7 protein-coding genes are annotated in these 14,561 nt (G+C 68.3%); 4 read left to right on the top strand and 3 right to left on the bottom strand.

The genetic code is table 11. The annotated features are described in order from the left end of the window. Positions 1-145 precede the first annotated feature (145 nt). The 3 genes from VKA86_00590 (at position 146) to VKA86_00600 (ending at position 5,564) form a co-directional block, all read left to right on the top strand. Entirely contained in the window at positions 146-2,002 is a 1,857-nt protein-coding gene (locus tag VKA86_00590; GenBank protein ID HKK69683.1) for a FlgD immunoglobulin-like domain containing protein, read from the top strand. Between the two features lie 141 nt (positions 2,003-2,143). Further along, positions 2,144-4,984, top strand: coding sequence for a hypothetical protein (locus VKA86_00595; protein ID HKK69684.1), 2,841 nt, complete (start codon positions 2,144-2,146; stop codon positions 4,982-4,984). A gap of 76 nt (positions 4,985-5,060) precedes the next feature. Next, the gene (locus tag VKA86_00600; protein HKK69685.1) at positions 5,061-5,564 is read left to right on the top strand and encodes a hypothetical protein; all 504 of its coding nucleotides are present in this window, start codon (positions 5,061-5,063) and stop codon (positions 5,562-5,564) included. A gap of 106 nt (positions 5,565-5,670) precedes the next feature. Here VKA86_00600 and VKA86_00605 read toward each other — a convergent pair whose 3' ends face one another. The 3 genes from VKA86_00605 to VKA86_00615 are packed head-to-tail and all read right to left on the bottom strand — an operon-like array spanning position 5,671 to position 12,907. Further along, a complete protein-coding gene (locus VKA86_00605; protein HKK69686.1) occupies positions 5,671-8,223 on the bottom strand; it encodes a serine/threonine-protein kinase in 2,553 nt (850 codons plus the stop codon). Between the two features lie 44 nt (positions 8,224-8,267). Then, positions 8,268-11,207, bottom strand: coding sequence for an FAD-binding and (Fe-S)-binding domain-containing protein (locus VKA86_00610; GenBank protein ID HKK69687.1), 2,940 nt, complete (start codon positions 11,205-11,207; stop codon positions 8,268-8,270). A 14-nt stretch (positions 11,208-11,221) separates the two neighbouring features. Further along, positions 11,222-12,907 (bottom strand): L-lactate permease, encoded by a 1,686-nt coding sequence (locus VKA86_00615; protein ID HKK69688.1) that lies wholly within the window; start codon positions 12,905-12,907, stop codon positions 11,222-11,224. A gap of 367 nt (positions 12,908-13,274) precedes the next feature. On the opposite strand from VKA86_00615, the gene VKA86_00620 reads away from it, so the two are divergent. Continuing rightward, positions 13,275-14,522: a hypothetical protein gene (locus VKA86_00620; protein HKK69689.1), complete on the top strand. Its 1,248-nt coding sequence runs from the start codon at positions 13,275-13,277 to the stop codon at positions 14,520-14,522. The last annotated feature ends 39 nt before the right edge of the window (positions 14,523-14,561 follow it).

The following is a 14,561-nucleotide window of genomic DNA, read 5'->3' on the forward strand; positions in this document are numbered from 1 at the left end:
GTTTCGTTTCGGTCCTTGGTACGACCGTTGCGCGAAGGGTGTCCTGTCAGTCGTGCATCGCACGGCACCCTCACAGCCGGTCCGCCCGTTCGGGTTGCTGGTTCACGACAAGTAGACGACCACTCATCCAAGGAGATGAACCCCCATGTATGCGCTGACAAGTCGGTCGTACGGCGCCCCCGCTCTCTTCCTCGGCCTCGCGGCCCTTCTGGTGTTCGGCACGACGCCCGTCCAGGCCGGATGCATCGACGTGTCGATCGCCGACGAGATCACGGTCGATCCCGGAGAGACGGTCACCGTGCCGGTGTTCGTCTCGGACGTCGACCAGGGTCTGCATCCCATCTACAGCTACGAGATCGACATCCAGTACTGCCCCTACGACACCCGTAACACGCTCGAGCTCGTCGGGGTGAACGACGAGAACACGTTGCCCGCGTCCCTGGACTGGCGTGCGCCCGTGTGGTCGGAGGACGACGGTGTGATCCGCATCGTGTCCGCCGGCGATCAGCCGTTGCCCGGCGGCACACGGGGCACGCTGCTCAATCTGGTCTTCGAGGTGAGCCCGGTCGCGCAGGGCTGCGACGTCTGCGACATCGTCGTCCTCGACGTCCTGTTCAACGAGCCCGATCAGGACAACGTCGTGTGCATGGGCGACGGCCAGGTGGTCCTGGACCACTACGCCTGTGTCGGAGAGGTCGAGTTCTGGAACCAGAACTGGATCAATCTGACTCGTACCTGGCAGCGTCGCCCCATGCAGGAGGTCAAGACGCGCTTCCTCGGCAACTGTGGCGAGCTGCCGTCGCGGAGCACGACCTTCACCGACGAGGACGGTTGGTACACCCTCAACTGCCTCCTGAGCTGCACCGACGAGAACACGGTCACGCCGACCCGGTTCTACGACCAGAATCCGCAGGTGCGGGAACGCATCACGACCATGGATGCCTCGCTGGTCCTGCAGTACGTGATCGGGTCGCAGGCGGCGGACGTCTGGAACCCGGACAACCCGAATGCGGAATTCCTGCGTGACGACTGTGACGTGAATCCCCCAGAGGTTGCCTCGGACGTCTCGGGCGACGGCTCGATCTCGGCCTACGATGCCTCGTTGATCCTGCGTTGGTACGTCGGCGAGATCCAGCGCTTCCCGGCCGACAACGAGGACCTGTGGTTCTTCTACAACCGGTCCACCTGCGAGGTCGACGTGGGAACCTGCCCGTCGTCGACCGATGAGCTCGGCGAGGAAGTGGAAGGCCCCGATTTCATCGGCCTGCTCCTGGGTGACGTGAACGGCAGCTGGGGGGACGAGGACACGACCTCGGATCCGGCCGACGTCGATCCTCTCTATCGTGAGACCGACATGACCGTGGCGACGCTCCGACTCGGGGAGACCCGCGAGGAGGGCGATGCCGTGATCGTTCCGGTGCTCGCCGAGGGAGACGCCGCGCTGTCCGCCGGTGCGCTCAGCTTCCAGATCGACAATGCGGCGCAGTACGAGGGCGTGCGCTCGCCTCGTGGGAACGGCGTTCTGACGGCCGGTCATGCCGCCGGCGACGTGTTGACCGTGGCCTTCGCCACCGGTGAGGCCTTCGAGGCGAACGGCGCGTTGGTCGAACTGGTCTTCGACCGGGCCGCCGACGTGTCGATGCTCGACGCCGAGCTGAACGACGGGGCCGTGACCGTGGTCATGGACAACCGCGACGTGACGTCGGCGTCGGTGCCGAATCGGACCACCCTCGTGGTCCACGGCAACCACCCGAACCCCTTCAACCCGAAGACCCAGATCTCGTTCTACCTCCCCGAGGAGCGGCGGACGACGGTCCAGGTCTACGACGTGTTCGGGCGGGTCGTGCGGACGCTGGCCATGGACGAGACGATGGCCGGGGAAGTGGCGCTCGAGTGGGACGGCACCGACGATCGCGGCGGTGCGGTGGCCAGCGGCGTGTACTTCGCCCGTGTCAGTGCGGGGGACTGGACGGCCTCTCACAAGATGGTGCTCAGCAAGTAGCCCCGGGTCGTTCCCTGAGGGGGCGGGCGCCGGCTCGCCCCCGACCCCTCGCTTCGATCCATGTCCCAGACGCATCCCGTGCGATCAGGAGGAATCGTGAACAGCGGTCATCCGCGCGGAGGGAGTCTCCCCGAGGTGACGATGATGTCCGTGATCGTCCCCTCGTTCCACCGCGTCGCTCTCGTTCTTCTTCTCTTCTCCCTGCTGCTCTCGTGGACGACGCCCTCGCGGGCCGCCGTCGTCGTGAAGTCCTTCGACACCAGTGCATTTCCGGTCGTCGAGGCCACGGTCGAGCTCACCGGTGCCGACGGCGCACCCCTCTGCGCGTTGGAGCCCTCCGACTTCGACGTGATGGAGAACGCCGTCCCCGTTCTCGATCTCGAAGTCGAGAACGACGTGACACCCGACGGCCGGCGGCGCCTCGTGCTCGTCGTGTCGGCCGGCCTGCGCACGGCGGGCGCGGTCCTCGAGTGCACGGTCGACCGGGCCGAGCAGATCCTCGACCTGCTGAGTCCGGGAGACGAGGTCGGGCTCGTCGTCGTGCGCAGCTGCGCGACCCTCGACGTCGCGCCGACGACCGATCACGCGGAGGTCCGGACCGCCCTCGACGCGCTCGAGCCGGACGGTGGTGCCGCGCTGATCGACGGCCTCTACCTGGCCCTGCAGACCGTGTGCGACGCCGGCGGAGGCAACGTGGTCGCGGTGACCGACGGCCTCGAGCTCGACAGCGACACGTGTCCGATCGCCCCCGACGGCTCCGCCGACGACATCCTCGACGACGACGTGCAGGAGCTCGTGGCTCTCGGAACCTCCTGCGGGGCCGAGCTCGACGTGGTCTCGGCTCGCGACGAGAGTGTCGGCTGGCTGCGGGACACGGTCGACGCGCTCGGTGGACGGGCCGTGCGCTGCAGCGAGGCCACCACGGAGGATCTCGAGGACATCCTGCGCACCGGTGGACTCCAGCTCTGCGAGACCACGATCCGCTTCACGTCTCCGTCGGGATCCGGGGGGGATCCACGACGCTCGGTCGAGGTCTGTGTCCCCCTGGCGAGTGCACCGTCCTGCGACGAGTTCACCTACGCGGTCGCCGGCCTGTTCCTGCCCTCCGATCTGGCCGGTCCCTTCGAGGTGTGTCAGGACCCGGCGGAGCCGATCGCCGTGGGCGTCGGGGTGTCGGCCGGTGAGGACGAAGTGGTCTCGGCGCGTCTGGAGCTGACCGAGGTCGCGTCTTCCGGTGACGACGAACTCGTGGTGGACCTGGTGGCCGACCCCGGAGACCTGCTGTTCCGCGGGACCGTGCCCGCCGGACGACTGGGCTTCGACACCCGCTACGACGCCGTGTTCGCCGCGACCACGGCCGGAGGTGCGACGCTACGGCTGCCACCCGAAGGTGCGTTGGAACTCTGCACCCTTCCGGCCGGGGACGAGGCCATCGCCCTGGTGTTGCCCACGGTCGAGACACGCCCCGGTGCCGAGGTCGAAGTCCCGATCGAACTGCGCGGCCTGCGGAGCTCCTTCGTGGTGTCCTATTCCATCGAGCTCGATCTCGGCGATGCCCCGGTCGACGCCGTCGTGGGTTCGCACGAGTCGACCGTCGCGGGCGACGCCCAGTGGGGTCCACCCGCGGCGTCGCTCACCGACGACGGACGTCTGTTCGTCTCGGGCGCGGGGGCCGCCCCGATCGCGACCACGGGGGTCCTGGTCCGGCTGCGGCTGCAGGTGGGTCTGGCCGGGCCGAGTGGATGCCAGCCCTCGACGATACGATCGGCGACGCTGAACGAGGGGGATCCACCCGTCGTCGAGACCATCGACGGGCAGATCTGCGTCGACACGCAGTGCGTCGATTCGAGCGTACGTCTGTGGAAGTCCGACGAACCGGTCGGCGGCGTGCAGGTGCTGCGGACCGTCGACGGGACCCAGGTCACGACCACCGCCGACGACGGGAGTTTCTCGCTCTGCGTGGGAGACGACGAGACGCTCGAGCTGGAGTTGCGCGGTCCCACGGACGACACGGTCGGGGTGTCCGCGCTGGACGCATCCCTGGTCCTGCAGTCGACGGTGGGCCTGGTCGCGCTTCCCGACCCCGACGTGGCCATAGAGAGCCCGTGTGACGACGACCCGGTCCAGCCCGACCTGTGGGCCGCCGACACGTCGGGTGACGGCACGGTGACCGCCTTCGACGCTTCGCTCATCCTGCAGCGTGTGGTGGGAATCCTCGATTCCTTCCCGGCGGGTGCCTGGCGCTTCACCTGTTCGCCCTTCCTGGTAGGGGGCGATACGGCCGTGGCCGAGCACCGCGCCGTACGCGTGGGAGACGTCAACGCGTCTTGGGTCGGCGATCCGATCCCCGCGGCCCTGAGCCGCTCCGGTGTGCAGCGGTCGTTGCACTGGCGGCCGCTCGACGACGAAGGGCTTCGCTGGGCCCTGGGGGTCGACGAGGCCGATGCGTTCCGGTCGTTGGTGTTCGCCGTCGAGGGGGCGCCCCTCGACGTTTCCGTTCGGGCTCCCGGGAACTGGTCGAGCGCGGTCCGCCGCGATGGCGCACGTCTGCGGGTGGCCGCAGCGGGAGCCCGGTCCCTGGGCGAAGGCGCCGACCTGTTGGTCCTCGAGGGCAGTGAGCCCTGGTGTCCCCGCAACGGTGCCGTCGAGCTCGACGGCGACCCCGCCACGATCACCCGACAGGGCGGTGCACGTCCGTCCACCCCGAAGAGCACGTTCGACCTGAGGATCGAACCGGAAGACGACGGATCGGGGCTCTGTGTGCGTTGGAACCTCGGCCGCGCCACAACGGGCCGGATCCAGGTCTTCGACGTGCGTGGTCGGCGTGTGACGCAGCTGCCGGTGTCGGGCGAAGTCGGGTCCACGCGGTGGATCGGCACCGACGCCGACGATCGTCGACTCGCTCGTGGAGTCTACTTCATGCGGCTGAGCACCGACGACGGCTCTGCTGTCGTCCGCAAGGTCGTCCTGGTCGATCCCTGATCGCTCCGGGGAGGACCGGCGCACCGCGTGTGCCGGTCCTCCCGGGTGCTCGATACCTCCTGCGAAAGGAACGGCATTGCGCACGCTTGCTCTGACCCTGGTGCTCCTGGCCTGTGCGGCCACCTTCCCCGGCGACGGATCGGCGCAGGACCTGCCCATCGATCTGGTCTTCGACCTGCCCGACTCGACGATCGCTCCCGGCGAGACACGCCACGTGGTCGTCGACTACTTCGGAACGGGCGGCGACGTCGAAGTGTTCGGGATCGCCCTCACGATCGAGTTCCAGAACCTCGAGATCGTCGAGGAATCGGTGCGGTCGGGGGAAGACGTACGTCCCCGCTGGGGCGATCCCATCGTCCGGATCGAAGAGGGGCAACTGCGGACCGCGATCGCCGGCGTGACCGAGATCGTCGATCCACGGTACCTGCTCGAGTTCGACGTGCGTCGGCCCGAGGTCGACGGGGAAGCACCGCCCTACGGGCTGAAGATCGTACGAGCGGTGATGAACGAGACCATCGTGGTCCGTCACGACATGCAGACGTGGGGCGAGGTGAAGTCCCACTACCAACCGCGCCGATGACCGCCGAGAGAACCCGAACGGCTCTGTGAGGCGTGTGCGCGGCGGCGGCGGCCGGTTCGGTCCGGCCGCCGTTGTGGTCGTGGGTGCTGGTCGGTACCGCGGAAGGCTACTGCTCCGCGTACTCCCGATATCGCGCCACCATGGCAGGGTCGCCGGTCTTCTCGCCGAGAGTCACGAGGGACTGCGCGGCGGCCACGGTGCGCGGGTGGTCGACACCGGATTTCTCGAGGAACACGTCGAAGGCGCTGAGCAGGGGCGCACGCGCCTCGTCGTAGCGCTCCAAGGCCATGAGCGTGACGCCGCGATCGCCGTGGGCCAGTGCCGTTCGTGGGTGGTCCGGGTCGTACATGCGTCCGGCGATTTCGAGGGCCTGGTCGAAGAGGACGAGCCCTTCGTCGGAGCGTTCGAGACCGCGAAGGGCGAGCCCTTCGTTGCGCAGCACGGCGAGCACGTCCGGGTGGTCGGTTCCGCGGACTTCGATCAGGCGCGGCCGCAGTTCGCGGTAGACGTCGACCGCGCGCTGGTTCTCGCCGGTGATCATCGCGACGGTGCCGACGTTGATGCGTGTGCGGATCGCGTCGATGTGATCGGATCCGAGATTGCGGGCGCGGATCTCGTAGGTCGTTTCGAGGGCGGCGAGGGTCTCCTCGGCGCGACCCATCCGATAGAGGACGCCGCCCCGGTTCTCGACGCAGGTGGCGTACTCGGGGTGGTCGGTTCCGAAGTGCTGCTCGTAGAGCTGCAGGGCGCGATCGAAGTCTGCGAGTGCACCCTCGTAGTCGCCGCTCTGACTGCGGTACTGGGCAGCGTTGTTCATGTACACCGCCAGCCGGGGACTGTCGGGATCGACTGTGAGCATGTGATCGTAGGCCGCGCGGGACAGGGAATCGGCGACCGCGGCGTCGCCGTCCCGCAGGACGATCAGATCGGCCCGTTGGGACAGGTTCTCGGCTCCCAGCCTCCGATCGCTTCCCTCGAGCCGCGACGCGAGGGCTTCGGTGATCGTCAGGAGCGAGTCGGCCTCGTCGAAGCGCTGGGCGTAGAGCAGACTGCGGGTGAGATACTGCCGTGCCTCGACGCGTTCGCCGAGCGAGGCCGACGGATCGTTCTCGGTCCTCTCCACGGCGGCGGTCGCCGCTTCGACGGCCTTCGGATAGTCGTTCGCCGCGCGAGCGACGCGCGACTCGAGACCGTACAGTGACGCCAACGCACGCGGATCGACCTCACCGAGGGCAGCGTGGATCTCGAGGGCGCGCGTGACCTGTTCGGTGGCCGGCACGAGCCGCCCCAGGCCGAGATAGGCATCCCCGAGCACGGTGTGCATCGACGCCTCGACGGCCGGTTGGTCGGCGAAGGACGTCGCGACCTCCTCCACCGCCGCGTCGAGGAGCTCGACGACGGTGACGTCGCGCGACCCGCCCCGCCACGGATCGGCCGACGCCAGCGTTCGCGTGAGGAAATCGTTCATCGCTTCGGCCTTGGCCGCTTCGGCGGTGGCACGGTCACGCTCGCGTGCGATCGCCGTCGCCTGCACCGTGGCGAGGACGGCGAAGGCGGCGAGTGCGAGCACGGCGCCCGTCGACATCACGACTCCGGCGCGGTGGCGCCGCACGAACTTGCCCATGCGATAGCCCGCGGTCGGTGGTCCGGCCTGGACGGGTTGGTCGTCGAGGTGGCGTTGGATGTCCTGTGCGAGTTCCGCCGGCGAAGCGTAGCGACGGTTGCGGTCCTTCTCGAGCGCACGCATCACGATCCAGTCCAGGTCACCGCGGACCTGGCCGGACAGACGTCGGGTATCGGTGCGGCGCGACTGGGTGATCTTCGTGGCGCTCGCGCCGAGCGCGGACAGCCGGGTGCTGGGCTTCGGTGGGTCCTCCTCGCGCAGGATACGGAGCATGCCCGCGAGTCCGCCGTGACGCAGTTCCTCGGCCTCGAAGGGAAGCGCTCCCACGAGGATCTCGTAGAGGATCACGCCGAGGCTGTAGACGTCGGTGCGCGTGTCGACGTCTTCGTTCGTGAGCTCTGCCTGTTCCGGACTCATGTACTCGGGCGTTCCGATCATCTGCCCGATCGACGTGGCCATGGTCTGCTCGGTGAGCTTGCGGGTCGTGGCCTTGGCCACGCCGAAGTCGATCACCTTCGGTGAGGGCTGCGCGTCGACGTCGGCCACCAGGATGTTCGAGGGCTTGAGGTCGCGATGCACGACCGACTTCTGGTGCGCGTGCCCGACCGCGTGGCAGACCTTCTGGAACAGTTCGAGCCGGGCTCTCGTGTCCAGACGTCGGCGATCGCAGTACTCGTTGATCGGCGTTCCCTGGACGTACTCCATCGCGAAGAAGGGGCGTCCGTGTGGAGTCGTGCCCGCGTCGAAGACCCGTGCGATGCACGGATGATCCATCAAGGCGAGCGCCTGTCGTTCGGCCTCGAACCGCGCGAGCACTTCGCGCGAATCCATACCCGCCTTGATCAGTTTGAGGGCGACGGTTCGCCGGATCGGGGCCGCCTGGTCGGCCTTCCAGACCTCGCCCATGCCCCCGGTTCCGATCCGATGGCGGAGCACGTAGGGTCCGAGTCGAGCACCTTCATGGGCGCTGGGGTCGGCGGCCTGCGGCGAGCCCGGGTTCTCGCCGGAGGAATGCAGGGTGCGATCGTCGTTCATCCGCGGATTCTACCGCTCGGGGGCCGAAGAGCCCAGCGCTTTGGTCATCGGCCTTCGGATTCCGATTCTGCGGGCCGCGACGTCTCCTCGAGCAGATAGAGGAACGACTCGAAGGGCCGGCCCGTCTGCGCACCCAGCCCGGTCTCGCACGTGAGGTTCGAGCTGACGAATCGCTGCGCTCCGGCAGCCTCGAGGTCGCCCTTCTCCCGTCTCAGCGCGCTGGCCGAGAGTTCGGGGAAGATCAACCCGCGATCGCCGGCCGTGGCACAGCACGCCAGGTTCTCGGGCACGATCACCTGCCGGCTGGCCGCGTCGACGCAGGCCACCAGGTCGGTATCGGCGCCGAAGTGGCGCGCGGCGCAGTTCGGGTGCACGAAGGCGACGGCATCGGTCGGTTCGATGGTGAGCCGCGGCACGAGGGTCTCCCGCGCGAAGCGGGTCACGTCGCGGAGGTCGAGGTCTTCCCACTGTCGGCGGGCCGCGCCCTCCAGCGTCTGCCCGTTCTCCAATGCGGCGTGCGTGCACGACGACGCGTCGATCACCACGGGGACCCGTCCGCCGTCGCTCAGCTCGTGCAGTCGGCCCACCAGATCCGCGAGCAAGTCGATCGAAGCGGCCGCGTGACCCTTCGACGCCATCGCCAGCCCGCAGCACGCGCCTCCGAGGGCGGCGGGGGCCCAGGCCCGGACGCCGGCGCGTTCGCAGAGCGTGAGCAGGATCTCGGTCTGTGACGCGTCGTGACCGCGGGGTCGGCCCATGATCCGCGAGACGCAGGTCGGGAAGACGATGGCCTCGGGCGCGGCCGGCGGCGCATCGGTCATGAAGTCCAGGCTTCGAGGCGCGTGCGGTTGCGACGGCACCCAGTCCGGCAGTTGCCAGCCGGTGACCTTCCTGGCCACGGCGACCGCTCCCCGCACGGCTCCGGCACCGAGAACCCCTTCGAGGGCGTGGGCGCTCCGCACACCGAGGCGCATGGCGGTCTCCGTCGTCCGCGCGTTGTCGACGATCCAGCGGGCGATGCGGTGCCGGCCGGTTCCGTTCTGCTCGTCGCGTAGCCGCTTGACCATGTGGCCGGTGTCGATGCCCACCGGACACGCCGTCGAACACAGGCCGTCGGCAGCACAGGTGTCGAGCCCGGCGTAGTCGTAGTCGGCGAGCAGCGAGTCGATCGTGCGATCGATCGCCGGACCGTCGCCATTCGCCAGTGGACGGGCGTGACGGAGCCGCTCGACGTGGCGCAACACGGCGATCCGCCGGCGTGGTGAAAGGGTGAGGTCGACGCTCGGACACACCTTCTCGCAGAATCCGCACTCGACACAGGCATCGACCTCCGGAGCGGCCGAGGGCAGATGCTTGAGATTCTGCAGATGACAGGTGGGGTCGTCGTTCAGGACGACCCCGGGATTGAGCACGCCGTCGGGGTCGAAGATCGCCTTCAGACGTTTCATGACGGCGAGCGCCTCGGATCCCCACTCGGCTTCGACGAAAGGTGCGATGTTGCGCCCCGTGCCGTGCTCGGCCTTCAGGGCACCACCGAGGCGATGTGCGATGAGCTCGACGAGGTCGTCCATGAAGTCGGCATAGCGTCGGGTGGCGATCTCGTCGTCGAAGCGCTGCGTGATCACGAAGTGCAGGTTCCCGTCCTTGGCGTGGCCGAAGATGATCGAACCACCGTAGCCGTGACGATCGAAGAGCTGTTGCAGACCCTCCACGCATTCGGGAAGGCGATCGACGGGCACGGCCACGTCCTCGATGATCACGGTCGTCTCGGCCGCGCGGACGGCACCGACGGCGGGGTAGAGACCCTTGCGGGCCTTCCAGATCAGGGCCTGCCGTGCGACGTCACGGGTGAACTCCGCGGGGCGGGCCAGGTCGATCTCCGCCACGGCGGCGGTGATCGCCGTCTGCAGGGCCGCGAGCTCCTCCTCCGTGGCCACCTGGTATTCCACGAGAAGGGCGGACGAGCCGTCGTGGAAGGTGACGTCTTGGCCGAGGAGTTCACGGGCGACATCGTCCACTGCGGCCAGGCTCGCCCGGTCGAAGAACTCGACCGCCCGTGCTCCCGACCCGGCGAGAACCCGGGTGGCCTCCGCCGCCTGCGCCGGAGAGTCGAAGAGCATGAAGCTGGTCGTCTTCACCGGATAGGTCGGAAGGGTCTCCAGCGTCGCCTCGGCGATGAAAGCGAGCGTGCCTTCCGACCCGATCAGCAGCCGCGGCAGGATGTCGATCGGCTCCTCGTGGTCGATGAGCGCGTTGAGCGCGTAGCCGGTCGTGTTCTTCTGGCGGTACTTGGTGCGGATGCGCTCGGTGAGCTTCTCGTCGGCGAGGACCTCGGCGCGCACACGGCGTAGACCTTCGGCCACCTGCGGCGCCTCGCGCTCGAGCGTGGCGGCGGCGTCCGGCACGCCGGTGTCGATCAGCGTGCCGTCGGCGAGCAGGACCTTCGCCGAAGCGATCGTGTGGTAGGCGTTCTCGTCCACGCCGCAGCACATTCCACTGGCGTTGTTCGCGAGGATGCCTCCCATCATGCAGCTGTCGATCGAGGCCGGGTCGGGGCCGATCCGGCGTCCGAAGGGCACGAGGAACCGGTTCACCTGGGCCCCGATGACGGCCGGCTGGACGCGGACGTACGCACCGTCGTCGAGGGCGTCGATCTCTTCCCAGGCGCGCGACAGCACGACGAGAATCCCGTCGGTGACCGCTTGACCCGACAGACTCGTTCCCGCCGCGCGGAAGGTGACGGGCACGCCGAACTCGTGGCCGACCCCGACTACGCGACGGACCTCGTCGACGTCGATCGGATGCACGACGGCGCGCGGCAACAGATGATAGAAGCTGGCGTCACTGGCCCAGGCCACGAGGTCGATCGGTCGCGTCTGGACGCGTTCGGCATCGGCCACGGCCGTGCGAAGGGCGTCGTGCAGCCGGGCGACGCCGGGGTCGGCCTCGGTCGCCGTGACGGGGATCACGTTGGATGCATCCATGGTGGACCTCGCGATCAGAACGTGTCGGGGAAGGCGACCAGCATGAGCAGCGAAGCGACGATGCCCACCACCAGACCGTAGACCAGGAAGGGCCAGACCGTCCGCCGGAGGATGACCCCTTCACGGCCGGACAGACCGACCACCGCGCACACGGCCACGATGTTGTGGATGCACACCATGTTGCCCATCGCCCCGCCGACCGCCTGCGCGGCAACGGTGATCGTACGCGAGAGTCCGAGTTCGGTGGCCACGCCCCACTGGAACTCGGCGAAGAGCAGATCGCTGACCGTGTTGGAGCCAGTGATGAACGAACCGAGTCCGCCGATGAACGAGGCCACGACCGGCCAGGCGTTGCCGACGGTCGCCGCGACCACCTCGGCCAGCGCCAGGGGCATCGAGGGCAGTCCCTGCGGGTTCGTCGCCGACAACCGGAAGATCGAGACCAGCGCCACCGCGAAGACCAGCGCGATCGCCGGATTCTTCATCTTGGCGACCGACTCGCCCCACGCCGCCCGCACGGCGGGGCCCGGCATGCGGTGCAGCCCGATCGTCAGCAGCGCGACCAGCACGAAGGGTATCGTCCCCGGTAGGTAGAGGATCGCGATCGCATTGTTGACGTTCTCGAAGCCGAGGATGCCGTCGAAGGGGATCGCCACGCCGCTCAACACGTCCTTCAGTCCGAGCTCCGGGATCCGGGTCACCACCAGGATCGCGCCGATCAGCACGTAGGGCAGCCAGGCCCGGAACTGCGACATGCGCGGCTTCAACTCGCCGGAGGTGTCGGCGGTGATCTCGCCCGTCCAGTCGGCATCCCATCCGGTGCGTGGGCCGAAGTCCCACGTTTCGGCGGGGACGAACCAGCCCTTCTTCGCACCCAGGACGATCACGCCGAGGCCCACCAGGCCGCCGATCAGCGACGGGAACTCGGGGCCGACCAGCCAGGCGAAGGCCAGGTAGGGGACCAGGAAGGACACGGCCGCGAACACGCAGAAGCGCCACGCGCGCAGTCCGGGAGCCCACGATCGCTCGGGCCCGAACGACCGGGTCATGAAGCCGAGAACGAAGATCGGCAGCAGGATGATCATCGGCGCGTGGAGCACGGTCGCCCACTGCCCGACGAGCGCGTTGAAGCCCTCGACCGAATCGAAGGGAAGCCCGGGAACGTCGGCGGCGATCGCGCGCTCGACCAGTGGGTGCACGTAGCGGAGCCCCAGGACGATCGGTGTCCCCACGGCGCCGAAGGTCACCGGGAAGGAGTTGAAGACCAGGCACACCACGGCCGCCGCGAGGGGAGGGAAGCCGAGCGAGATCAACAGAGGGGCGGCGAGAGCGGCGGGAGTGCCGAAGCCGGCGGCGCCCTCGACGAAGGCCGTGAACATGTAGCCGATGATGATCGCCTGGATCCGGGCGTCGGGTGTGACCTGTTGCATTCCCCACTGGATCGTCTCCATCCCGCCGCTGGCCTTGAGCGTGTAGAGGATGACGATCGCACCGAAGACGATGATCAGGACGCTCACCGCTGTCACGACGCCGTGCAGCGAGAGGGCGGCCACGTACAGGAGTTCGAGGTCCCAACCGATCAGGGCTCCGGCGACGGCGGCCAGCCAGGCGAGCGGCATGGCACGGGTGGCCGGCCAGCGGAACCCGACCATGAGGACCAGCGCGACGAGGATCGGGAGCAGGGCGAGAAGAGCGAGCACGAAGGGGTCCTTTCGTCCGCCGCGACCGTAGGGTCGCGGGTGCGGGGGAGCGGACCGGGACGGCCACGGGTCGTCCGTGTGGACGGATGCGGCGAAGTGCCGGGGCGACGTCGGCGAGAGGCCGTCGGACAGGAGAATTCCACGGTAGGCCGTCGTGGCCGCGATGTCCAAGGTGGGGGACGGTCCATCACGGGTTCACATGAGCCGGTCTCATTCCGATTTCGTGAGACTTCCGGATGAGTGCTTTCGTCGAGGCAGGACAACCGTGAATGTCCACGACATTCCTGGCCCGTCAGGACGCTTCCCCCGTTCTCTCGCACCGGCTCGTGTCGGGCTCGCGCACCCCATCCCACGGGAGGGATCCCACATGCCGTCCGGACCCCTGGACATACTCACCACTCGCCCGGCCCGGCGTCCGATCGGACTCGCGGTGCTCTTGGCCTTGACCCTCTCGCCCGTGCTCGCGACGGCCCAGACGATCGACGTCGGGGGCTTCGTCAAGTCGTCGTACTACTACGACACTCGTCAGATCGCCGGTGCGCGAGAGGGCGACTTCGTGCTGTACCCAAAGCCGGAGGAACCGGTCGACGGCGAGGACGCGAACTCGACCGACAACCTGCTCTTCTTCCCGCTGTTCTCGCGCATCGCCTTCGCCGTGGGCGATCTGCCCTCGGTCTTCGGGGCAGAGGTCACCGGTCGCATCGAAGGGGACTTCCACGGAGCCAGCAACGACGTGCTGAACAGCTATCGTCTGCGTCGCGGGTACGTGAAGTTCTCCTGGGATCGGCACGAGGCGCTCTTCGGAATGGAGTGGTCGCCGACCTTCCTCGAGACCTGGCCGCGTACGGCCGCGACGGAAGCCGGCGTTCCGTACCACACCTTCTCACGGCTGCCCCAGGCGCGCTGGACCTACCGGCCCGACGGTTTCAAGGTCATCCTCCTGGCTGCGCAGGAACGGGACGCCTTCGCCGAACTCAGCGGACTGAAGTCGGCGCAGCAGGCCGGTCTTCCCATGTTCATGGCCTTCGCCGGGATCGAACGCGAGACCCTGCGCCTCGGCGCCGGGGCGTGGACGAAGTGGGTCCGCCCGACCCTCACCGCCGACCGGTTCAATGCCATGGCCTATCAGAGCTACGTCACCTGGTCGCCGTCGCCGTTCACCTTCCGCGCGAAGGTGACCTACGGGGAGGACCTGGCCGACCAGATCATGACGGGCGGATACGTGGTCGACGACACCGGAGAGGCCGTCTCGTTGCGGACGCTGGCCGCGTGGGGTGAGATCGAGACGAATCGAGAGGGCCTGAACCTCGGCTTCTTCGGCGGTTGGTTCACCAACCTGGGCGCGGGCGAGACCGTCGACGTCGCCGAGCTCGTCGACGATCCGGCAGATCCGGCGCGCAACGTGTTCGTGCGTGGGCTCACCATCGACCGCGGCTTCCGCGTGGCGCCGCGGGCCACCTACGACGTGGGACGGGTGCGCTTCGCCCTGGAGCTGCAGATCGACGACGCGGTCTACGCCTCGGCCCTCGATTCCGAACTCGCACCCGACCCGGCGGACGACGACGACTCGGTGACCAATGTTCGCACCGACTTCTCGGTGTTCCTGTTCTTCTAGTCGCGCGGGTCGTCACCCGGGGGGGCGGGTGGAGGCACC

The sequence above is a fragment of the Candidatus Krumholzibacteriia bacterium genome (assembly GCA_035268685.1).
Classification (GTDB): Bacteria; Krumholzibacteriota; Krumholzibacteriia; order JAJRXK01; family JAJRXK01; genus JAJRXK01.